This is a genomic window from Pseudomonas sp. WS 5412 (assembly GCF_012985615.1).
GTDB lineage: Bacteria > Pseudomonadota > Gammaproteobacteria > Pseudomonadales > Pseudomonadaceae > Aquipseudomonas > Aquipseudomonas shahriarae.
Genome location: NZ_JAARMB010000002.1, coordinates 283,530 through 305,867 on the forward strand (window position 1 = coordinate 283,530; position 22,338 = coordinate 305,867).

19 protein-coding genes, 1 tRNA gene and 4 pseudogenes are annotated in these 22,338 nt (G+C 58.4%); 6 read left to right on the forward strand and 18 right to left on the reverse strand.

Going from position 1 to position 22,338, the window contains the following annotated elements:
- Positions 1-2 precede the first annotated feature (2 nt).
- From vgrG to HBR94_RS04280, 9 genes and pseudogenes are all read right to left on the reverse strand, one after another.
- Entirely contained in the window at positions 3-2,522 is a 2,520-nt protein-coding gene (gene vgrG / locus HBR94_RS04240) for a type VI secretion system tip protein VgrG (protein WP_170044238.1), read from the reverse strand.
- A gap of 2 nt (positions 2,523-2,524) precedes the next feature.
- On the reverse strand, positions 2,525-5,182 hold the full coding sequence (gene tssH / locus HBR94_RS04245) for a type VI secretion system ATPase TssH (protein ID WP_170044239.1): 2,658 nt from the start codon (positions 5,180-5,182) through the stop codon (positions 2,525-2,527).
- 143 nt (positions 5,183-5,325) lie between these two features.
- Positions 5,326-5,817: an Hcp family type VI secretion system effector gene (locus HBR94_RS04250; RefSeq protein WP_170044240.1), complete on the reverse strand. Its 492-nt coding sequence runs from the start codon at positions 5,815-5,817 to the stop codon at positions 5,326-5,328.
- Between the two features lie 15 nt (positions 5,818-5,832).
- Positions 5,833-7,560, reverse strand: coding sequence for an OmpA family protein (locus HBR94_RS04255; RefSeq protein WP_178112781.1), 1,728 nt, complete (start codon positions 7,558-7,560; stop codon positions 5,833-5,835).
- Positions 7,561-7,568: 8 nt separating this feature from the next.
- On the reverse strand, positions 7,569-8,249 hold the full coding sequence (gene tssL / locus HBR94_RS04260) for a type VI secretion system protein TssL, short form (protein WP_170044242.1): 681 nt from the start codon (positions 8,247-8,249) through the stop codon (positions 7,569-7,571).
- Positions 8,246-9,607: a type VI secretion system baseplate subunit TssK gene (gene tssK, locus HBR94_RS04265; RefSeq protein ID WP_170044243.1), complete on the reverse strand. Its 1,362-nt coding sequence runs from the start codon at positions 9,605-9,607 to the stop codon at positions 8,246-8,248. Before tssK ends, tssL begins: the two co-directional genes overlap by 4 nt.
- A gap of 24 nt (positions 9,608-9,631) precedes the next feature.
- Positions 9,632-11,173, reverse strand: coding sequence for a type VI secretion system contractile sheath large subunit (tssC, locus tag HBR94_RS04270; RefSeq protein ID WP_170044244.1), 1,542 nt, complete (start codon positions 11,171-11,173; stop codon positions 9,632-9,634).
- 35 nt (positions 11,174-11,208) lie between these two features.
- Positions 11,209-11,712 (reverse strand): type VI secretion system contractile sheath small subunit, encoded by a 504-nt coding sequence (gene tssB / locus HBR94_RS04275; RefSeq protein ID WP_170044306.1) that lies wholly within the window; start codon positions 11,710-11,712, stop codon positions 11,209-11,211.
- Positions 11,713-12,676: 964 nt separating this feature from the next.
- Positions 12,677-13,069, reverse strand: a pseudogene (locus HBR94_RS04280) (DDE-type integrase/transposase/recombinase); the annotation flags it as partial.
- Between HBR94_RS04280 and HBR94_RS04285 the strand changes: the two are divergent.
- Positions 13,069-13,481: pseudogene (locus HBR94_RS04285) on the forward strand (DNA topoisomerase); the annotation flags it as partial. The pseudogenes HBR94_RS04280 and HBR94_RS04285 sit on opposite strands and share 1 nt — an antisense overlap.
- Before the next feature lie 43 nt (positions 13,482-13,524).
- Here the strand turns inward: HBR94_RS04285 and HBR94_RS04290 are convergent.
- Positions 13,525-13,800 carry a hypothetical protein gene (locus HBR94_RS04290; protein ID WP_346342836.1) on the reverse strand — a complete coding sequence of 92 codons (276 nt, stop codon included), beginning with the start codon at positions 13,798-13,800 and terminating at the stop codon, positions 13,525-13,527.
- Between HBR94_RS04290 and HBR94_RS28930 the strand changes: the two are divergent.
- A pseudogene (locus HBR94_RS28930) lies at positions 13,702-14,019 on the forward strand (ABC transporter substrate-binding protein); the annotation flags it as partial. The gene HBR94_RS04290 and the pseudogene HBR94_RS28930 sit on opposite strands and share 99 nt — an antisense overlap.
- On the opposite strand, the pseudogene HBR94_RS04295 reads toward HBR94_RS28930, so the two are convergent.
- From HBR94_RS04295 to HBR94_RS04320, 6 genes and pseudogenes are all read right to left on the reverse strand, one after another.
- Positions 14,018-14,678: pseudogene (locus HBR94_RS04295) on the reverse strand (integrase arm-type DNA-binding domain-containing protein); the annotation flags it as partial. The pseudogenes HBR94_RS28930 and HBR94_RS04295 overlap by 2 nt on opposite strands.
- 222 nt (positions 14,679-14,900) lie before the next feature.
- Positions 14,901-14,976 (reverse strand) — tRNA-Gly (locus tag HBR94_RS04300).
- Positions 14,977-15,039: 63 nt separating this feature from the next.
- On the reverse strand, positions 15,040-15,600 hold the full coding sequence (pgsA, locus tag HBR94_RS04305; protein WP_115128427.1) for a CDP-diacylglycerol--glycerol-3-phosphate 3-phosphatidyltransferase: 561 nt from the start codon (positions 15,598-15,600) through the stop codon (positions 15,040-15,042).
- Positions 15,601-15,632: 32 nt separating this feature from the next.
- Positions 15,633-17,456, reverse strand: a complete 1,824-nt coding sequence (gene uvrC / locus HBR94_RS04310; protein WP_170044308.1) for an excinuclease ABC subunit UvrC — start codon at positions 17,454-17,456, stop codon at positions 15,633-15,635.
- Between the two features lie 16 nt (positions 17,457-17,472).
- Complete coding sequence (gene uvrY, locus HBR94_RS04315) at positions 17,473-18,114, reverse strand: UvrY/SirA/GacA family response regulator transcription factor (RefSeq protein ID WP_029293774.1); 642 nt, start codon at positions 18,112-18,114, stop codon at positions 17,473-17,475.
- 151 nt (positions 18,115-18,265) lie between these two features.
- Complete coding sequence (locus HBR94_RS04320; RefSeq protein WP_115128428.1) at positions 18,266-18,631, reverse strand: helix-turn-helix transcriptional regulator; 366 nt, start codon at positions 18,629-18,631, stop codon at positions 18,266-18,268.
- Between the two features lie 81 nt (positions 18,632-18,712).
- Between HBR94_RS04320 and HBR94_RS04325 the strand changes: the two genes are divergently transcribed.
- Positions 18,713-18,952: a DNA-binding protein gene (locus tag HBR94_RS04325; protein ID WP_057440874.1), complete on the forward strand. Its 240-nt coding sequence runs from the start codon at positions 18,713-18,715 to the stop codon at positions 18,950-18,952.
- A gap of 36 nt (positions 18,953-18,988) precedes the next feature.
- On the opposite strand, the gene HBR94_RS04330 is transcribed toward HBR94_RS04325, so the two are convergent.
- Both HBR94_RS04330 and HBR94_RS04335 read right to left on the reverse strand, forming a co-directional pair.
- On the reverse strand, positions 18,989-19,438 hold the full coding sequence (locus HBR94_RS04330) for a GNAT family N-acetyltransferase (protein ID WP_057440872.1): 450 nt from the start codon (positions 19,436-19,438) through the stop codon (positions 18,989-18,991).
- 19 nt (positions 19,439-19,457) lie between these two features.
- Positions 19,458-20,207, reverse strand: a complete 750-nt coding sequence (locus HBR94_RS04335) for a carbon-nitrogen hydrolase family protein (RefSeq protein ID WP_170044245.1) — start codon at positions 20,205-20,207, stop codon at positions 19,458-19,460.
- Between the two features lie 147 nt (positions 20,208-20,354).
- Here HBR94_RS04335 and HBR94_RS28535 point away from each other — a divergent pair, with 147 nt between their 5' ends.
- From HBR94_RS28535 to HBR94_RS04345, 3 genes are all read left to right on the forward strand, one after another.
- On the forward strand, positions 20,355-20,489 hold the full coding sequence (locus tag HBR94_RS28535; RefSeq protein ID WP_262383353.1) for a hypothetical protein: 135 nt from the start codon (positions 20,355-20,357) through the stop codon (positions 20,487-20,489).
- 339 nt (positions 20,490-20,828) lie between these two features.
- Positions 20,829-21,899 (forward strand): 3-deoxy-7-phosphoheptulonate synthase, encoded by a 1,071-nt coding sequence (locus HBR94_RS04340; protein WP_115128431.1) that lies wholly within the window; start codon positions 20,829-20,831, stop codon positions 21,897-21,899.
- 80 nt (positions 21,900-21,979) lie between these two features.
- On the forward strand, positions 21,980-22,261 hold the full coding sequence (locus HBR94_RS04345; protein WP_057440868.1) for a peptidylprolyl isomerase: 282 nt from the start codon (positions 21,980-21,982) through the stop codon (positions 22,259-22,261).
- Positions 22,262-22,338: the final 77 nt, after the last annotated feature.

Below are 22,338 nucleotides of genomic sequence, written 5' to 3' on the forward strand. Positions count from 1 at the left end.
TATCATTCAAAAAATAGCTTGATGCCTTGCGGATCAAGGCCGTAATGACGCTGGGTGTAGCCGTTGCCGTCGGTTACACCCCGCACCACACTGCCATCAGCGGCTTCGATGCGATAACGCACGTAAGGTTTGGGCTCATTGCTGCCCTTGTCCCTGACTTGGAACCCACCCTGCATCGGATTTTTATAGACAGGGTCTTGCAGGGTCATTGCTGCCAAGGCCGAATCGAGTGAGGCTGTGCCTCCCCAGGCAATGTTGTCGTTCTTGATACGCAGCTCACCCGGCGCACCGATCTCGATGGAGCCATCCTTAAGCTTGATGTAGGCGCCTCTGCTGACCAGAGTGATGCCCTGCTGAGCGTCAAGCATGATTTCGCCATTGATGCTGTTGAGCGTCAGCGCCTTATCCGCCTGCAATGTCATTGCATCGCTTTGGGCCTGGATCTCTACCGGGCCATGGGCAGCAAAGAGCTTGAGCCCCAACTTCTGGGCAAACAGGCTGATGGCTTCACCGGCTGCCACGCTGAAACGCTTGAAGACGCTGATATCAGCACTTTCTCCCGCTGTAGCAGTGAGAGTTTTCCCGGCTGAAAGTTGAATATTGGCGGGTGTCGTGAGCGCTACGCCTGCGGGTGCCGAGGCGATCAGACCGGCGCCCTTGAGACGCGTCAACGCTTCCGTTAGCCCTTGCTGTGACTGGGTGTCTGCCGGTAACGCACCCGATACAGAGGCGCTTTGCGCCAGGGCGGTCACCAGTTGCAAGGCATTATTGAGTTGCGCCAATGCGGCGCTCATTTCAAGCATGTCTCCCTGAGCCTTAGGCTGCGCATCAGCACTGATGAAGATGCCGCTGCCCGCCCGGATAGCGGCATGCCCATCGGTGCGCAGCTCCGCGCCCTGGCCTCGGGGTTGGCGCTTGTCATCAACGACATGCCCCAAATTGAGCTGGCTCTTGCCACTGTATTCCGTACTGAGCTTGACGTGCTCCTGCCCCCGCGTGTCATCCATGCGCAGTTTGTTATTCGCCGGAGTACGCAGCACATTGCGTTTGTAGTTGCGCAAGGTCACGTGGTCAACATGCTGACTGTCGTGCAACGCATGGGCGATGTAGGGCCGGTCTGGGTCGCCTTGTTCAAAGGCGATAGCCACTTCGGTGCCGGGAATCAGCGGCAGGTGCAGGCCGTGGGTGTCGCCGGCGTAAGGGCGGGCCAGGCGTAGCCACAGGCTTTCTTCGCCGGGTTTCCAGCTGTCGCGGTCGAAGAGGAAGTTAACTTTGTAGCGCCCTTCGATATCGATGTGCCCGTAGGGGTCGTGTTCCTGCGGGCTGGTGACGCGGGCCGGGACGGTGCCGGCGATTTGCGGCTTTTTTTGCAGTGCGGGGCGAAAGCATACAGTTTCCGAGTAAGGAATCGCCTCAAAGCTGACTTCAAAACTGCTATCCCGTGCGGCGCGGGTGCTCAGTTGGGTGATCACCGCGCCAGGTGCGAAGGCTTGCGGGGCGCCGCCGGAGATTTTCAGGACCTGGCCAGGTGCCAGGGTGGCGCTGCTGCTGATGCCGCTGAGCTGGGTCTGGCCGTTGAGGTAACGTTCGTGACGCAGGCGTGCGTAGAAAAAACCGCTTTCGCTTTGCAGGTCTTCGTCATGGGCATAAGGGTCGCCCAGTGCGGTGTAGGGTTCAGCGTAGTGATAGGCCTCGCCGTAGGTGGTGCTCGCACCACGGCTTTGATCGACGTCGCCGTTGAGCTGGGCGTTGGCGACACGGTGGTAGTAGGCGCGGATGTTGACGTGCTGCTCCACCACCTGATGGCTCGATTGCAAGGCCCATACGCCGTCTTGCCCACTGCTGATGGTGCCGGACTGTGGGCGGTAAGGCAGCTCGACGTCGAACTGGTAGTGGCGCTGGTCATCGTGAAACTCCACCACGTCGATGTTCAAGCGTTCGTCACGGGTGAAGCGGTACCAGATGCCCACGTCGGCCAGCAGGCGCGAGATAAAGGCCAGGTCGCTTTCACCGTATTGCATGACCTGTTCGCGCTTGGGGTATTCGCGTACCAGGCTGAAGAGAAAGTCCTGACCTTCAAAATCGTGGCGGCTGCGCAGGATGCTTTCGACGATGTCCGGCACCGATTGGTGTTGGTAGATACGGAACTGCCGGCCTCGGCCAAGCAACGCCAGGCGCGGTTCCAGGGTGATTTCGTAGCGGGCCTCATCAACGGAGCCGGACAGGCGTTTGAAACCGGTGACCACGCCGTGCAGCGTGCGCAATGGCTTAACCTTGGGTGCGTTCAGGCCCAGAAAGGGTAAGTTGTGCGGCGCATCGTGCAGACTGAAACTGGCGTCCTGGCCGAGCATTTTTTCGGCGTTGATATCGCCGTCAAGGCAGGTAAATTCCACGCGGTAGTTGAACTGTTGGCTCAAACCTTCTGTGCCCAGGAAGGCCAGGACGTCGAGCCGTGCGTCAACGTCGCGAACGGTGAGCGAGTGGCGACTGTGGTCAAAAAGGGTGCGCAGTTGGTTGAGCATGTTCAGGCCTCCGTGGCGATGGGCAACGCCGCGTCTTGGGTGTCGGTGAAATGCAGGACGATGCCGTCCTCATCGCTGTAGCCCAAAGTCACCCCAGAGGTTTTCTGGCGAGCGGCCTGGCGTTGCAGCAGTTGCTGGCTGAGCACCGGCAGGATCTGCTGATTGAGCAAGCTGTCGATGTTGCGCGCCCCGGTGTCAGGCAGCAGGCAGGCGGCGACCAGCGCCTCGTTGAGGGCCGCGTCGATCTGGCAATCCAGGCCGTAGTGGCGCTGCAAGCGCTTGGCCACCTGGGCGAGCTTGATCGCAACGATGGTTTTCAGAGCATCGGCTTGCAGCGGTCGGTAGATCAGGGTCTGAAACCGGGCCAGTAACGCCGGCTGGAAATGCTCGCGCAAGATCGGGCGCAGCAGTTCGTGCAAGGTGCTGTCCGGTGCGTCGGGGAACTCTTGCAGGCAGGTTTGCAACTCATCGCTGCCCAGGTTGGAGGTCATCAGAATGACGGTGTTACGAAAGTCGATTTCCCGCCCTTCACCATCGCGCATGCAGCCACGGTCGAAGACTTGGTAGAACAGGTTGAGCACATCGCGGTGGGCCTTTTCTACTTCGTCGAGCAGCACCACGCTGTAGGGCCGTTGGCGCACGGCTTCGGTGAGCACGCCGCCCTGGCCGTAACCGACATAGCCGGGCGGCGAGCCTTTGAGTTGGCTGACGGTGTGGGCTTCCTGGTACTCCGAGAGGTTGATGGTGATCAGCGATTTTTCACCGCCGAACAATCTGTCAGCCAAGGCCAGGGCGGTTTCGGTTTTGCCGACGCCGCTGGTGCCCACCAGCAGGAACACGCCCAAGGGCGCCTTATCATCCGTCAGGCCGGTTTTGGCCGCACGCAGGCGCTGCGCCAGGGCGTTTAGGGCATGGTCCTGGCCGATCACCTGTTGGCCCAGTTGGTGTTCCAGTTCCAGCAGGTTGGCTTGTTCATCCTTGAGCAAGCTGCCCAAGGGTACGCCGGTCCAGTCGGCAATGACTTCGGCCACGCTGCGGGCGTTGACGTCGAGGGACAACAGCGGTTGGTTACCCTGGACGTCGCTCAGTTGTTGTTGCAGGTGCAGGCAGGCGTCCATCCGTGGCGGTTCGGCCTGGCGGGCGTCGAGCAGTTGTTGGGTGAGGTCGAGTTCATGGCGGTATTGCTCTTCAAGCAACAGTTGTTGACCGTGCAGCTCGCCGTGTTGCGTTGCGATGATTGCCAGGCGCTCGTCCGCCGGGCTGCCGCTCAATTGCTCGTCTTCTTCCAGGGCCAGGCGCTCCAACTCCAGAGCCGTCTGCCGAGCCTTGAGGCGCACCAGGGCCTGGGGCTCGCAGTCCAGGCTCATGCGCACCCGCGCACTGGCGGTGTCGAGTAGGTCGACAGCTTTGTCGGGAAGTTGGCGACCGGTCAGGTAGCGCCGCGACAGGTTGACAGCCGCCTGTACCGCTGCGTTCTGAATATGCACGCCGTGGTGGCTGGCGTAGCGCGCCTTGAGACCACGTAGCATCAAGCTGGCATTGGCGTCGTCCGGCTCGTCGACCTTGACCATCTGGAAGCGTCGTTCCAGAGCGGCATCGCGTTCGAAATATTGTTTGTATTCGCTCCAGGTGGTTGCGGCGATGGTGCGCAATTCGCCACGTGCCAGGGCCGGTTTGAGCAGGTTGGCGGCGTCTGCACCGCCGGCCTGGTTACCGGCGCCAATCAGGGTGTGGGCTTCGTCGATAAACAGCAGCACCGGGTGTGGCGACTGCTGCACGGCGTCGATAACGTTTTTCAGGCGCTGTTCGAATTCGCCTTTGACCCCGGCGCCGGCCTGCAAGAGGCCCAGATCCAGGGTGCGTACGCTGACCGGTTTGAGGCTGTCAGGGACATTACCCTCGGCGATACGTAGCGCTAAGCCTTCGACCAAGGCGGTCTTGCCCACCCCAGGCTCGCCGACCAGGATCGGGTTGTTCTTGCGTCGACGACTGAGGATGTCGATCACCTGACGAATCTCATCGTCACGACCAAACACCGGGTCGATCTGCCCTTGCCTGGCCTTGGCTGTCACATCCAGGGTGAACTTGTCCAGGACAGCGAGCAGGGCATCCGACTTGTCGGTACTCGATGACGCATGCGCTACAGCGGGCTCGGCTCGGCTCAGCGCGGCCTCTTGTTGCACCTGTGGACGCTCTTCGGAGTGTTCGTCAAGCAGTACAAACAAGCGCTGTAACTGGGTATCACTGATGCTCAGCAATGGCCAGGCGTCTTCGCACGCGAGCAAACCCGGCGTCTCCAACAGTGCACCCAATAAGTGAGCCGAACGCAGGGTATCGCTGTTGGCTTCCATGGAAGCTTGCAGCCAGGCGTTTTTGATCAGTTGTTGCAGCTTGCCGCACAATTGCGGCTTGGCCTGCACGCTGCGCGGCAGGGTGTCGAGGTGGTCAAGCAGACCGCGCCAGATCGCGTCCATATCCCATTCATAACGGCGTGCGATGAGGTTCAGGTCGCCCTCGCCCTGTTCGAGCAATTTGAGCAGCCAGTGTTCGATGGTGATCAGTCCGTGGCCGCGGCTCTGGCACAAGGAGGCCGCCGCACTCAGAGCCTGAGCGCAGTAGGGGTTGAGGCGGCGAAGCAAACGGGCGGAATTCTGGACCATGGGATACATCCCTGTTGTGGATAGTCGGTGTGCCGTCTACGACACAGGCTGCTTGATGTGTTTGGCTGAGCGCCCGCGCACGGACGCTCAACCCAATACACCGCGAACCGGCAGACAGAAACCTGTCTGCCGACTCTCTTGCATCAGGCGCTCTGACGTTCGTTCCAGGAATCGGAGTGAATGATGTTGCCGTCTTTGTAGGTCCAAGTGACCTTCTCGTAGCGCAGCTCAATCTGCTCCAGGTGGTTATGCTTTTCCTTGGCTGGGTCTTTAACGTCGTGCATTTTTGGCGCGACTTTTACGACTTTGACGTTTTCCAGTTTGGTGATGAAGTACTCGACTTCCTGACCGGCGTCATCAATGCGGTACCACTTGAACTCGGCGCTCTTGAGGGTCTGGCCGGTGGTGACTGCTTTGTACAGGTATGGGCTGGAGGCATCGATTTCCTTGGAGAACAGGAACGGGGTATGCACCCGGGTGCCGGTCAGCTTGCCGGTGTTATTGTCGGTGGGGATGTACAGGCTGTGGTCCTGAGCAATTACTTCGATGCTGCCTTCGCGTTTTTGTACATCCACAGAGCCTTTGATTTCAGCACCGCCGTCATCTTGCAGCCATAGGTAAACGGGAATAGCCATGTGAAGCTCCTTTTCTCAAAATGTAAATGCCGCACGATGCGACAGGGGGTGTCTGTCCAGTCCCGCGGTGGGTAGCGCACAGGCCCCCACTTCCGGCACCAGACGGATATCGACGCGACGGTTGGCGGCACGGCCACCCTCAGTGTCATTACTGGCCACGGGCTGGTTGGCACCAAAGCCCTGGACGGCAAAGCAGCTGTCGGGGATGTCGCCCATGCGTTGCATCCAATCGCGTACCGACGCTGCTCGACTGCGTGACAGCTCAAGGTTTTGTTCCGGGTTACCCGTGATATCGGTATGCCCTGCAATAACGATCAGCCAACCCGGCTGGGCCTTGATGTTGACCAGGGCGGTAATCAGCACTTTGGTCGAACCCGGCTTGAGTTCGGCACTGCCCGGAGCGAATAACGACAAGCTGTCCAGCCGCACAGGACTGGGAATCTTCGCGAGTATCGGAAGTTCGGGCGGTTGCCGGTGATCTGCGATAGTCGCCAGCAGAGGCTGGCGCAGAAGTTCGCCGCGATACAGGCCCAAGCCCAACGACAGTGGTTCGCCCTGCCGGTAGTAGGCATCAAGACGCATGGCATCCTGGCGCAGGACAGCCACGGCATCTTCACGCAGGGCAAACTGGGGTTGATCACGACGTTCGGCCACGGGAATGGCGGTGTAGCGCCGCAGGTCGTCACTGATTTGACGCAGCAACAAGTTGTTCTGCCAGGCCGAACTGACCAGAGCCACAGCGCCGGCCACCGCAAACAACCACACGGCCACGACGCTCGCCCGCATGACCGGGGAACGCCTGGTATGAAGTGGCAACAGGCTCAGCAAGGGGTCGGGAAACGGCAAGTCTGAACTGGCCCCCGACAAAGGTTGCCCAGCGTCAATCAACCCCACTTTGTCACGCAGCCATTGCTGCCACAGATTGCCGGCAACTCGCTGTGGCAAAACCGCTACCAGGGTGATGGCGTAGATCAGAGGAGGCTGATTGTGTCGGGTTTCGAAATGCGCATGGACCATTTCTTTCAGCCAGGTCGCCGCGCTACTGACCTGTACACCACTGCACAAGCGGGCGGCGCGGGTAGCACTGTCGGTAGCCTGTCGCTGCCATTCCGCTAGGCTGACACAGGTACCGGCCTCACGCACGGAGGGGTTGGCTTGACCGGCTTCCCAACTGAACCAGGCACCCTCGCCTCTCGCGGCTTGCAGGTAGCTCACCAACATCAGTGGCAGTGCAGTGCCACGCTTGCGCACCAACGCGATCTGATTGCACAAGGCACGTACCTGGCCGGCCAGGTCTTCGGCGTCGGCGTGCTCACCCGGATTGACGTTAAACATAACGCTCAGTTGCCCGGCCCAGTCCGGACGCAAGGCCTGTATACCGTTGGCCACCGCCGCCAATTGATCCAAGGTGGGTACGCGCACATAACACCCCTGTGAGGTGGTGCGCAAAGCCAGTTGCTTGGCAGGCGCTGCCCCAAACAGCCCGGTCAGACCATCGCCGCAGACCAGCACCACCGGCTGACGATAGGCACACGGTGGCAGCGGCGTGTCGCCAACCAGCACCAGTTGCTGACCTTGCCGTGCAAAACGATGGCCCACCCGAATCCAGGCCCAAGCCACCGCAATGACAACGACCAAGGCCGTCACGATACTTATCCAGCCGGCGAACGGCATGATCATAAGAAGCATCAAAGCGAGCGTGCCGGCCCACAACCACAGGTTTTGTGTCAGCTTGAGCGTCATCACATCCCTCACGCCTGACCCGGCACAAGCGCACCGACCAGACCGCTCAGCCAATGATCCAGCCCCCACCACGTAGCGACCAGCAACAGCCCCGCAGCCAGGATATGCACCAGGGGCGAACGCAACCAACGCAAAGGGTTCATCCGGTGGCCGACACTGTGTGTCGTCAGTGCCTGATTGAGTTCCAGTGGTGCGACCCGTGCGTTCAGCTCGTCCAGCAGTTGCTCACGCTCTGGGTCGTTCGCGTCGCGGTACCGCCCCTGAAAACCGAGCATCAAAACTCGCTGAAATGCCGTCAGCACCAAGACGTCTGGCGAGGGTTGGCGAAGTGATTCACGCATATCTTCATACAAGAACTCACCCGCCTGGTGACGACTGAAGAACCTCGCCTGCAGGGGTTCGCTGGCCCACTTTGCATGGGCATCACCTTGGGCGCAGGTCAGCGCCGTCTCGTCCAGCAAAGCACACTGGGCGTGGCTGATCAGCTCGATGCTACGAGTGCTCACTCCCGCGTCTTTGAGGCTCTGTTGAACCTGCTCGACTTGCTTCTCGCAGCGCCGCCAGAGGTTCGGGCTCTCTTGCACCGACGCGCCGTGGCGCAGTTCAACAACCAGCAGGTAGCTGTCCTGCAGCAGTGCGTCGAGACCTTGTGCGGTAACAGTGTGTTTTTTCGAGGCGGTCAAGTTCATGCGCGCAGCACCGCAAACAGTTCAAGTTTGATATCCGCCAACGTGCTCGGTACATAGAACGCACAAGTCCCTTCAGCCAGCATTGCTTGTCCATTGGCGTGGCCAAGATCGAGGGCGAAATACTGATTCTCCAGACGCAACGGAATGGCCGCTGGCACATGGCTAAGCGGCTGTAGCGGAACACCGTCGAGCGCAGCGTTGACCAGGTAATTGACGTCATCTGGCGTTCCCACCTTGCACAGGCGCGGGAACTGGCTTTGCAACTGTGCCGCGGGCATGCGGCAACGCACCGACAGATAAAAATCGACACCGTCGGGCTCACGCAGACGGGCATCGTTCAGCGTGACCTGCCAGCGGTTGGCACCCACTTCCTCCAGGACCAACGCAATGACCCGTGAAGGCAGACTGGCCTCCAGCAAGGTGGAAATGGTGCGCATCAACGGTGGAAACACGCTTTCCAGATGCTCATGCCGGTAGGCAGGAATCTTGTCGATATCGTGCTCCAGCGAAAAGGTCAGCAAGCTACCGGCCAATTTAATAAGCTCCAGGTACACCTGCTCGGGATGCCGCGCAGGGTGTGCCTTGAGGTCGGCCAGTACCGGCTGGTAGGTGTTCAAAGCGTTAAGTAACCAGAACAACGAAACGTCGGCCACGGCAAAATCAGCCATGCGCTGGTTGCTCTCACGACGCATGCCCATCAAACGCTGGCGCTTGGCGGACAATTGAGTCAGGAGATTATCAAGTTGGGTCAACAGCCCTGGATGAGCCGCGAAGCTGAGCAACGGCGGCACATACTCAGAATCAAGCTGCCAGGCGCCCTGCCCGTCTCGCACCAGGCGTGCGAGCGGACATGTCAGATAGTCGGCGTTATCGTCGTCAGCCAGGCGCAACGTCAAGGCGTACTCCAGCACGCCAATCGACTGCACCTCGTCTGCATAGACATCCTGCACTTGCCGCCAGTCCTGCCGATATCGGGTTGGCCGGTCGGCTCTCGAGCCTTCGAACAAGCAGTTGTTGCCATTGGCTTGCTCGAGCGGCAGCGCCAGCGCCAGCAGCAACGTAGTGCCCTGGACGTCGTCGGGCAACAGACGGGCCAACTCAAGGGCCGGTGGCAGCCGGTCCACATGGTCGGTATCGATCAACGTACCATCGGGCAAGCGCACCTGCACTTGAGTCGCCTTGAGCTTGCCGAGCCGCAAGGCTTGAAGGTCGAACGCCGCCCCCTGAACGCCCCACGGATGTACCAGGGTCAGATGGGCCAGGCTCTCGTTGGTCCACGCCTCCCAGCGTGCCTGCTGCTGGAATTGTTGCGGAGACAATAACGCCCCCGCAGCCCACAGTGGGCGGTCGATCTTCATGACAACGTTTCCCTACGAAGTGGCTTAGGCTTTTGCTTTGGGCATCTGCGAGACCAGCGACAAGTTGACGTCCATACCTTCGACCTGAAAGTGCGGCACGGCATACAGCTTGACGCGGAAGAAGCCAGGGTTGTCCTCGATGTCCTCTACCGTCACCTTGGCCTCACGCAGCGGGTGAGAAGCTTGCAGGTCATCGCCAGGGTCGGTCATCTCAGTGACGAGGCCACCAATCCACTTGTTGAGTTCCAGCTCCAGCAAACGGCGGTCCTTGGTGGTCCCGATGTTTTCGCGCTGGATCAGCTTCAGGTAATGGGCGATTCGCGACAGCAGGAAGATATACGGCAGGCGCGCATTGATTCGGCTGTTGGCGGTTGCATCGGCGGTGTCATACAGGGCCGGTTTCTGAGCCGAGTTGGCCGAGAAGAAGCACGCATAATCGCGGTTCTTGTAGTACGACAACGGAATGAAACCGAGATTGGCGAATTCGAATTCGCGCGTCTCTGGGATCATCACTTCGGAGGGGATTTTCACCTGGTTTCCAGTACCCAAGTCATACAGGTGAATCGGCAGTTCGGTAACCGCGCCACCTGATTGCGGCCCGCGAATCTGTACGCACCAGCCGTTGGCGATGAAACTTTTGACCATATTGGCTGCGAAGGCGAACGAGGCATTGGTCCACAGGTATTTCTCGTGATCCGGGCCCTTGACGCTTTCGATGTAGTTGAAGCTGCGCACCGGGATGGTGTCCGGGCCATACGGCAGACGACCCAACACACGCGGCATGAGCAGGCCGATGTAACGGGAGTCGTCACTGTCGCGGAACGCCTTCCATTTGATGTATTCAGCACGGTCAAAGTAGTTGCCGATATCTTTGATGGCAGCCACTTCCTCCATTGACTGCTTGCCAAAGAACGCCGGTCCGACAGCCCCAATGAATGGCATGTGCGCGGCAGCTGAAACTTTGGAGATGTTGCGCAGCAAGGCAATATCTTGCGGGCCACGGCCAAACTCGTAGTTGGAAATGGCCGCGGCGATCGGCTCACCACCCGGGGTGTCGTATTCTTGGGTGTAGGTATGCAGGTACAGACCGCTTTGGGCGATTTCCGGCGAATCTTCGAAGTCTTGTACCAAGTGATCCTTGCTGATATCCAACAACTCGATACGCACGTTTTGACGGAAATCGGTCTGGTCGATCAGCGATTTAACGCCACGCCAGGTAGACTCAACGCGCTGAAAATCGGGGTGGTGCATGACCGCGTCAAGTTGACGGCTGATCTGTGCATCCAAAGAGGCGATGTGCTCATCCAGCAGCGTTTTGTCCAGGCGCTCGACTTTGTGCGACGACTGCTTGAGCAAGTTCAGAAATACGCTGACAGCTGCTGTGACCCGCTCATCAGCAGACGCTTCGGATAACGCCTCGGCGTTTTGAAACGCTTCAATCCCGTTCAACTCCGCCACAGGGCTGAGGTTGATCTTCGCGAACAAAGCTCCATAGACCCCTTGGCCGCCGTCTGCGTCGAGGGTTTTAGTGTGTTGCGCGGGTGCAGATGATTGTTCTACGGACATGATGGGAAACTTCCTTATTAACGAGACAAGGCCAATTAACGGTCTGTTTGTGGAGCCAGGGCGGCCAGCTCGGCTCGCAGCTCGTCACTCAGCGCGTCGTCCTTGAGAATGCGCTCCAGCTCATGGCGAAAGGTGGCGTTATCCAACAGGTTGGATTTGAGATCACGCAACAGATTGCGCATCGCCAACAGGGCCCGCAGCTGTGGAATTTGCCGTGCTACCTGCTCCGGTTCGAAGTCTTTCATGCTCTGGAAATTCAACGCGACAGGCGTATCGGTATTGTCATCCACCAGGGTGTTTTCAACCGCCAGTTTCAGGCTCGGAGAAAATTCGGCCAGTACACTGTCGAAGTTGTTTTTGTTAATGCCGACCTTGCCCCTTTCAGACAACGGCCGCTGTTCCTTACCGTTACTGTAATCACCCATCACCATCAACTTGAGAGGCAGCTCGACCTTTTTCTGTGCACCACCGGTATGCAGGTCAAGTTTGATATTGACCCGTGCCTTAGGCACTTCATTTTGAAAGCTATTTGATGCCATACATCCTCCAAGCACTCTTAGCGTGATACAGAACTGCATCACAAGAAACAAGCAATACTGGAGTTCACACTCTTAGCCGATACCCAATAACGGCTTATCGGCCACAGCATATAAACCCCTTCAAATCGCAACAGGCAAAGGTGCCACAGAGAAAAATTTAATAAGCCACCCCAAACACGCTATCTGTACTTCTCTGTCTCCCTCCCACAAAACATCACAAACACTTGCAATGACTAACCGTCCCCCCGACCCTCCAAGAGGCAAAAGGCTCGTGCTTGCTCGCCTGACAGGCAACAAACTAGGCGCCCCAAAGGCAATCGACGCACAATCGCTCAGGTAAGCGATGACAAGTAACACCTCAAGACGCTATCGGAATTTACTGCAAACGCTGTCAGCACAAGATTTTTTAAAGTATTACACCCCACTTCGAAAAATATCAAGACTTCACGCTCGCATTACTACGCAGACGCCCCCTAAAAAACCACACAAGAGATTTCACTTGATTTTTGGGACAAGTCTTACATCATTTATTCTTATATTTTGTTAGAAAAAAAGATTAAACCCAATTAGACCACTAACACCTTTCACCCCATTCATTAGGGAGGGGATATTTATGTCATTTCAATTAATAGCCCCAATAAAACGCCACCCCATCCACGGCCAAGCGATTCAAAATTTAAATGGACCGTTAAAACAATGGGTACGGCAAACAACCTAGAAATCCGTTACAGATTAGCTCTCCAGCCTCGGACAAAAGTCAGCACTACCCGCCACCGGCAACGTTGATAACTCGCAGGATTGCCCATTCGAGAACCATTTTTACTGACCCAACCGCTGCGCCACCTCGCGCCACACGAATGACTTGATCAGCGTCAATTGGTGAGACCAGAGCCCAGGCAACGGTTGAATCTTCAATCGCTCCACCTTGAAAAGGCCCATCAATTCGGGCTACACCGATGGGGTTCTACCCCATTTCCACGGACGGCTTGAAAAGGGCTGAAAACTTCAGATCTTGCCGCGCGACTCTACGACGCATTCTTGGGTTGTGGAACCGCTCGATGTAGTCGAATAGATCCGCCCGCGCTTCATCATGAGTTCTATACGATTGATGGGTAACACGCTCGCGCTTGAGCTGACCGAAGAAACCTTCGCAGGCTGCGTTATCGCCACAGCGCCCCACGGCACTCATGCTGCAGATCAGCATGTTGCTGGTCAAAAAACGCTGATAGTCCGCACTGGTGAATTGGCTGCCGCGATCGGAATGTAGAATTACTAACCAGTCTCCCTCGCGCTGCCAGACCGCCATTTCTGCCGCCAGGATCACCATCTGCCGATCCGGGCGATGATGCATCGACCACCGAAGCCACGCGAGCCGGCATCATCAAGGGCTTGATTGATCGAGGTTATTTGCTGAAGAAAAACCGCGCATTAATGGCCTCCGCCGCTGCCCATACCCTGATTGAGGCAGTACCCGCTGCAATCGCAGATCCAGGTATGACCGCGTTCTGGGAACAGGCGCTGGACGAAATCGAAGCGAGACGCCTGTCTCTGGAGCATTCGTCGCCAAGCAGGCGAACTGGATTGCGCAGTTGGTGGAACACTGCGGAGCGCTCACCTTGTCGGTACCGGCCGAAGCCGGTCCAGCCTGCCCCATTTGCAATGCCTCGATGTTCAGACGAAAGGGGAAATCAGGGCCGTTTTGGTCGTGCTCCCAATACCCAGACTGCAAAGGCACTGTGCCCATCAGAAAAGATACGCGTCGCCCATGACGCACCATTGAGGATCAACAGGTGTGTTGGAGCGATGTACTGGTCAGTGCACCATCAACGGCGGCTGGTCCCTCTCTAAGTCACTTAGCGGTTGTCCGATTTCACGGGCCAAGGCGATGCCTGTCGAAATCCATATTTGCCCCAGTTCGTTGAACGCTTTCAGGTGAGCAGGATTTTCGTTGAGCCAATGAACAAGGCTGTCGAAGTGTTCGGGGTTAATTTGGATGAACGCTGCCAGTCCACCGGGCTGGTGCGCCAAGTGGTCTACGCCGTGATCGGCGAAATGCTCCACGAGCGGCCTCACCTCGGCGATCTGCACTCCCTGGAAGAAGCCAAAGCCGTGGTCCATCGCTAAAGCTTCGAAACGGGACACTACAGTCGAGCCTGGGAAATCAGTACCGCGCACTTTCCCGAAGAATTGATGCTTTATCTGGAGGTGTGGGTCAGTAACCTAGCTCTGCGGCAAACCGGCCTCTTGTTCGAGCTTTTTACGCTGCCAAATTGCTGCGGTATCGGTTGCAAACTGATCGGCACGCCAACGCAGGCAGCTCGTCCATACGAAGAAACGGATTGTGTGACACCAGAGATTTGTGGAGTGCGACGACATCAAGGTCTGAAGCCGGGCTGTGTTCCAGCCCCTCGATTTTCACCAGCGCATAGCGGAACAACTGGTTGAACCAGGTCCGGCATTTTTCGGCGGTCGTTAAGGCCTTGCGCTGTTCGATCCTGCTCAGCAAATCCAACAGATCGTGACGACTGATGTCGTAGATGGACCGCCCACCCAGCGTTGGCAGGACGTCTCTATTGAAGATTCTCAAGATCTGCGAGAGCGTGCTCTGGCGCCATTCCTTCAGGCTTAGCCTGCGGAACTCCACCCACTGATTGAACACGGCCTCGAAGGTATGCTCCTTCGCAGCATGAACAGCAAGTCGCTGTTGTTTACGATGCTCGCAGGGGTTGATGCCCTGGGCAACCAAGGTACGGGCTTCATCACGACGGGTACGGGCTTCCTTAAGCCCAATTTGGGGGGTAACTACCGAGGGACATGCGCTTCTGCTTGCCTGCCCAGTAGTAACGGAAGAGCCAGACTTTTCCGCCTCTGGCCGTCACATTGAGCGTGAGCCCACCACTGTCGCCGAGGGTGTAATCATTACCGGTGATTCGGGCATGCCGAACTGTTATTTCTGAGAGTGCCATCACGAGCTCCTGAACAGAGTCAGGGCCAAATGCTCATCTCGCTACACAATCTGCTCCAGCATAAAACCGATTCAGTGCTCGTCAGAATCCTGGACTCAATTCTGGACTTAAACGCACCGGATAGTGCTGGATTTCAGTAGTTCCCGCCGCAACGAAAAAAGGACCCGAAGGTCCTTATTTCAATCACTTGCAGAATTCAGTGGAGCTCTGCAGTGCTATGTTTGGAGCGGGAAACGAGACTCGAACTCGCGACCCCGACCTTGGCAAGGTCGTGCTCTACCAACTGAGCTATTCCCGCGTCTTGGTGATGCGCATTCTATAGAATCCTCACCACCCGTCAACCCCTTGATTCAAAAAAGTTTTATTTCTTTTCCACGGTCGTGCGCAGATGGGGCCAGGCGGCGCGCAGGTATTGCAGCATGGACCACAGGGTCAGGCCGGCGGCGATCAGTAGCAAGGCATAACCCAGCAGCACCCAGAAGGTGAAGTTCGACGGGTTGGCCAGCAGGATGACCAGCGCCAGCATCTGCGCAGCGGTTTTCCATTTGCCCATGTTGGACACGGCCACGTGGGCGCGTGCGCCGATTTCGGCCATCCATTCGCGCAAGGCGGAGACGACGATCTCGCGACCGATGATCACGGCGGCCGGCAGGGTCAGCCACAGGTTGCCGTGCTCCTGCACGAGCAGCACCAGCGCCACCGCAACCATCAGCTTGTCGGCCACGGGGTCGAGGAACGCGCCAAACGGCGTGCTTTGCTCCAGCCGTCTTGCCAGGTAGCCGTCCAGCCAGTCGGTCGCGGCCGCGAAGGCAAAGACCGAACTGGAGGCCATGTAGCTCCAATCATAAGGCAGGTAAAACAGCAAAATGAAAATCGGAATGAGCAGGACGCGTAGAACGGTGATCAGATTAGGGATATTCATCGGCACAACTGGCTACGAGGTGAGAAGGCATTCTACTCGCTGTGTAGGTTTGCATAAATCAACTCAGCGAGCTTTTTACTGATTCCGGGGGCTTTGGCTATTTCTTCAATGCTGGCACGGGACAATTCCTGCAATCCACCAAAATGTTTCAACAGTTCGCGTCGCCGCTTTGGCCCTACCCCCGCCACCCCTTCCAGGGTGGAGGTACGCCGGGTTTTACCACGTCGGGCGCGGTGACCGGTAATGGCAAAACGGTGGGCTTCGTCGCGAATCTGCTGAATCAGGTGCAATGCCGGTGAATCGCCCTTCAAAGTGAACTCATGGGCCGCATCATTCAAGTACAACGTTTCGAAACCGGCCTTGCGCGTCGTGCCCTTGGCCACGCCGAGCAGGATCAGGTCGGGCACCGCCAGCTCGTTGAGCACGTCACGGGCCATGGATAACTGGCCCTTGCCGCCGTCCACCAGCAGGATATCCGGCAGTTTGCCCTCGCCGTCCTTCAATTTGCTGAAGCGCCGGGTCAGGGCCTGGTGCATGGCCGCATAGTCATCGCCTGGGGTGACGCCTTCGATGTTATAGCGTCGATAATCGGACTTGATCGGCCCTTCCGGACCAAAGACCACGCAGGACGCCACGGTCGCCTCACCGCTGGAATGGCTGATGTCGTAGCACTCCAGGCGTTGCGGTGGCTCGTCAAGCTTGAGCACGTCGGCCAGCGCTTCAAAGCGTGCGGCAACATGCTGGCGGTTGGCCAGGCGCGCGTTCAGGGCCTGTTCGGCGTTGGTCACCGCCAGTTGCTGCCAGCGCGCACGGGTGCCGCGAACGCGGTGGCTGATGTCCAGCTCGCGGCCGCGCAGGGCGTGAATGGCGTCAATCAATGCGGGGAAGTCTTCGTGAACCACGTTGACGATCAGTTCGCCCGGCAAGTCGCGCTCGGGGCTGCTGACGTAGTACTGGCCGAGAAACGCGGCCATGACCTCGGCCACTTCCTCCTCGATCCCGGTCTGGGGAAAGAAGTTCTTGCTGCCCAGCACCCGGCCGCCACGCACGCTGATCAGGTGCACACAAGCCCCGCCCGGATTGACGAAGGCCGCAATCACGTCGACATCACCGGTACCGCCTTCCATGCTCTGCTGGTCCTGCACCCGTCGCAACAGGGACACCTGGTCACGCAGTTCGGCGGCCCGCTCGAAGTCCAGGGTACTGGCTGCCTGCTCCATGGCGCCGGACAGTTCGTCGGCCAGGGCGTTGCTGCGCCCTTCGAGGAACATCACCGAGTGACGTACGTCTTCGGCATATTCCTGAGGCTCGACCAGCCCGACGCAGGGCGCCTTGCAACGCTTGATCTGGTATTGCAGGCACGGGCGGGTGCGGTTCTTGTAGAAGCTGTCTTCGCACTGGCGCACGAAGAAGGTCTTTTGCAGCAGGCTCAGGCTCTCGCGGATCGCCCCGGCGCTGGGGTAAGGGCCAAAATACTTGCCCTTGTGCTTCTTCGCCCCGCGATGGATGCTCAGGCGCGGAAAGTCACCGTCCGACAGAAACACATACGGGTAGGACTTATCGTCACGCAGCAGAATATTGTAGGGCGGCCGCCATTCCTTGATCAGCGTCTGCTCAAGCAGCAGCGCCTCGGTTTCATTGGCCGTGATGGTGGTTTCGACCTGGGCGATACGCCCCACCAGAGCGGCCGTCTTCGGCGCCAGGCCGGTTTTGCGGAAGTAGCTGGCCAGGCGCTTCTTGAGGTTCTTGGCCTTGCCCACGTACAGCAGGCGCGCCTCGCTGTCGAACATGCGATACACGCCAGGCCGGCCGCTGCAGGTCGCAAGAAATGCACTCGGATCAAACACGGTGTTTATTTCAGAGGCTTGCATTTCAGGCGCTGGCGTCCACCATGCCGTGGCGAACCGCGAGCAAGGTCAGTTCAACATCACTGCTGATGGATAGCTTCTCGAAAATTCGATAACGGTAGGTGTTCACGGTTTTTGGCGACAGGCAAAGCTTGTCGGAAATCGACTGAACCTTCTGGCAGCCGACGATCATCAGGGCGATCTGAATCTCGCGCTCGGACAAGGCATCAAACGGCGAGTCGCTGACTGGCTGAAACGACTTGATCGCCAATTGCTGGGCAATCTGCGGACTGATGTAGCGCTGGCCGGCAAATACCAGGCGGATAGCCTGGACCATTTCCGCGAGCCCTGCGCCTTTTGTCAGATAACCTGCTGCGCCAGCTTGCAGAAGCCGGGTAGGAAAAGGGTCTTCTTCGCAGACCGTAACAACCACGACCTTGATGTCCGGATGACTGCGCAACAGTTTGCAGGTCGCACCAAGCCCACCAATCCCCGGCATCTTGACGTCCATCAAGACCACATCGGGTTTCAATTCACGCGCTTTGATCAGGGATTCCTCCCCCGACTCGGCCTGACCGACTACTTGCAGGCCATCGATGTCAGCCAGCATTCGTGTAATGCCTGTACGAACGAGATCATGGTCATCGACTACTAGCACCCTAATCAAGCAGACACCTCGCGAAATGGTCTTATAGGTTGCTGAACACCTTAGCAAAAAACCAAGGCACAGACCTAGCTGAACGCGTCATATATATAGAGTTTCAATACACTACGAGCGCCTGCCGAGCGGCAGGCGGGGGTGTTTCCTGGGCAAAAGGTCAGGATTCCTTGAGGATCGACCGGGGTTTTCCACTCGCCACTGAGGAATGCTCTGCCAAGGTGTTGGTCAGTCTACGGATTGCATCCTGGTCCTCTTTAAACATCGCACGGTAGTTACCCAAAACCTTTTCTTCGATCTGGCTCAGGTTGTCCAAGTGGACAGGCGTCGGGCTACCTGTCAAAACAAACAGAATATCGACACCTTTCTCTGCCACGCGGGATAGGTAATCGGCCTTCGGCGCGCGCCCACCGCTTTCGTATTTCCCCTGCGCGTTAGCCTCCACACCTCCTATTTCACCAAAAACCTTTTGCGACAAGCCAAGTCGCTCTCTTTCTTGCCTTAAGCGCGAACCTATTCCACTCATTTGGATGTAATATCCTTTATGGCACACCCCAAGAGGTGACGACGTCATCTCGTTTTGCACAAACTTGAACGGTTTTGAACTATGCCCGGAATCCGTACTGCTGCACAAGCCAAAGCCTGGCTGGAACATCAAGGCAAATCGGTTCAGGCATTCGCCAGGGAACATGGCGTGGACCCGGCGACCACCTATCAAGTGCTCGCTGGGCGCAAAAAGGGGCGGCGTGGAGAAGCCCATAAGGTGGCGGTCCTTCTGGGCATGAAAGAGGGGATCATCCTTAACGAGGCGCAAAGCCTGTGCAATGATCAGGAGATCGGCTCCTAAAGAGCAGTATGCACCGATTCAAGTTGAGCGCGAGGTTTACCGGGACGACTGCGCTGACAGACAAACAGACTCCATCCGCCAGAAACAGCCCTCCTCACCGACAATACTCAGGCCCTGGCGCTGATACAGCCTTTTTGCCGGATTGGTCTTGAACACCGTCAATCGCAAATAACCCCGGCTTTCGGCCCGAGCCTTGGCGAACATCTGCTCCAGCACCCAACTGCCCGCGCCCTGGCGGCGAAAATCCTCGAGCATGTGCAGCTCGCGAATATACAGCGCGTTGTCATCCCGGCTCAGACTGACGAACCCCACCAACTTGTCCTCTTGGCAAATCAACCAGTTTTCCCGCCCGGCCCAGGCGGTGTCGAAGCCTTTGTCGGACCATGTCAGATCGTACTGCCGATAGTAATGGCCCATCGCCTGATGCGTCAGGCTGCGTGCAAAGGCCAAGTGCTGATCCGATGCGGCCTTGAGGGTGAATGCCATCGCGGCGTGCTCCATTGCGTTACAGAACGACCTGCCAACCACTCCAATTGCCGGCCTCCCTGCGGGCTATTACCAAGGCGTCGCCCACCCCCGGCACAGCCGCAATCAACTCGCCATCAGGCCCCCAGATAGCGCTGCGCCCGGCACACGCCCAGCCACCGGACGGCCCGCCATGATTGGCCATCAGCACCACCATCGAGTGTTCGCTGGCGTACCCCTGAAGCAACGCACTATCTGCGGCGTAACCGCCCTCGCTGATCAATACACCCGCTGCATAGACTGTAGCCCCAAGCGCCGCCGCATCACGCGGATGGCTGGCGTGAGAAAAGTCAGCGCAAACCGCCAGGGCAATCCGGTCCTCGCCCCACACCAACGCCTTGCCACCCGAGCCCGGCACAAATGCCGCGTCTTCACCGGGGTGCAGATGCTGCTTGCTGTACACCGCCAATGAGCCATCCGCCGCCAACACCAGCGCACCAATCAGCACCCCGCTGCTCGACGCCAAGCGAATCGGCATACCCACCACCACCGTCATCTGCAGCTCACGCGCCAGCTCTCGCAGGGGCGCAAGCACCGTATCGTCCGGCGCAATCGCCAGCTCCCGCGCCAGCGCGGGCTCGTAACCGGTCAGGGACAACTCCGCAAACACCAGCAGTTGTACGCCGTGCTCGGCGGCCGCAACCATCAACGCCAGGTGACGCTGGATATTGGCCGCCAGGTCGCCAGCAATGGAACAGGTCTGGGCACTGGCAATAATCAAAGGAGTCATGCTCGCATCCTGGCAATCATTAGGACTATCCATCCAGCATATCGGGACTTGCGCCATAGCGCTAAGTCGCGCATCGCGATAGAAATTACTGATTGAATCCAGCGGCATCCCTCAGTTAAGCTCCACCCCATCATTTGGAGAAACACCATGTTGCCACTCACCCTCACCCAGGCCTGCCCTACTGCCAACGCCCAGCGTTCGGTCGTGGCTACCCGCGTGAACGGTTTGAGCGCACTGGTCAGCTTTTATTTTGGGTATTGGTTTAGCCACTGGCGCGCCTGATACCTGAAATCGGCGCCCACTACTCAAGGGGTCGCCTGCCAGAGAAATCTAACCCCCGGTCGGCTCCCCGACCGGGGGTTTTGTTTTTCCAGCCCTGAACAATTTTTGCTACACACCGAACTTAAAGGAAATCACACCATGAACTTCACCACTTATTACCGTTACGACACCTGCACCGCCTGGCGATTTAGCAAGCTCCGTTCGGGACAGCCTGCCGCCTCCGATCGGTCACCTATTGGTGGCAAGCCAACACACGCAGCCAATACGGCCAATTGTCGAACACCCCAGTAGGGCAGAGCGCGCGGGAACAGCCCGCCGCTTGCCCAGGAAGCACAAATCATGAACTCCTCTATCACCGCACTGCCCGTTACCACCCTGTCCAGCGCCAATGAAGCGCTGACCCAGCGTTTGCCCAGCGCCCTTGAGCTCAAGCACCAATTGCCCCTGAGCCCGTTCCTGACCGAGCAAGTCAACGCTCATCGCCAGGCCATCCGCGCGATTCTCAATGGTCAAGACTCCCGCCTGCTCGTCATCGTCGGTCCCTGCTCGATCCATGATCCCGAATCCGCCATGGAATACGCGCGCAATCTGAAGAAGCTGGCCAATGACGTCAGTGACCAGATGCTGCTGGTGATCCGCGCCTACGTCGAAAAACCGCGCACCACCATCGGCTGGAAAGGCCTGGCCTACGACCCGCACCTGGATGGCAGCGATGACATGGCCGCCGGCCTCACACTGTCGCGGGAACTGATGCGCGAAATGCTGCGCCTGGGCCTGCCGGTCGCCACCGAACTGTTGCAACCGATGGCCGCCGGCTACTTCGACGATGTGCTCAGTTGGGTGGCCATTGGCGCCCGCACCACCGAATCGCAGATCCACCGGGAAATGGCCAGCGGCCTGGGCATGCCCGTCGGCTTCAAGAACGGTACCGACGGCGGCGTAGCCATCGCCTGTGACGCCATGCGTTCGGCGGCCCACCCGCACCGCCACTTCGGCGTCGACAGCCAGGGCCATCCGGCGATCATCCAGACCCCGGGCAACGCCGACACCCACCTGGTGTTGCGCGGCGGCCACCGTGGCCCGAACTACGATCGCCAGAGCGTGGCCCAGATCAAGACCGACCTGACCAAAAGCAAAGTGGCCACGCGGATCATGGTCGATTGCAGCCACGCCAACAGCGGCAAGGACCCGATGCGCCAACCGGCGGTATTCAATGACGTGCTGGCGCAACGCTTGCAGGGCGACACCTCGCTGATCGGCATGATGCTGGAGAGTCATTTGTTCGAAGGCTGCCAGCCGCTCAGCCCGTCGATGCGCTACGGCGTCTCGGTGACCGACGGCTGCCTGGGTTGGGACGGGACTGAGCAGTTGCTGCGTGAAGCAGCCGCACGTCTGCGCGATCGAGCCTGATGTAAATCAGTGGAACTTTGCCGGGAAATAACCGCCTGAATCCGGTACGCTCACCTTTTTTATTCAAGGAGTTACCCACCATGGCCAAAGCCACCGCCCGTCACATCCTGGTTGCCACCGAAGACAAGTGCAACGAACTGAAAGCCCAGATCGAAGGCGGCGCTGATTTCGCAGTAGTCGCCAAAGCCAACTCCAGCTGCCCATCGAGCCGCGACGGCGGCAACCTGGGTTCGTTCGGTCCTGGCCAGATGGTCAAGGAATTCGACGCGGTCGTATTCAGCGCACCGGTCAATACCGTGCAAGGCCCAGTGAAAACCCAGTTCGGTTATCACCTGCTGGAAGTGACCAGCCGCCAGGACTGATCCACGTCTGCGCAGCACTCAACGGCCCGCCTTTTGGTGGGCCGTTGTGTTTGCGGGGTCGCCAGGTGACTGGCGAC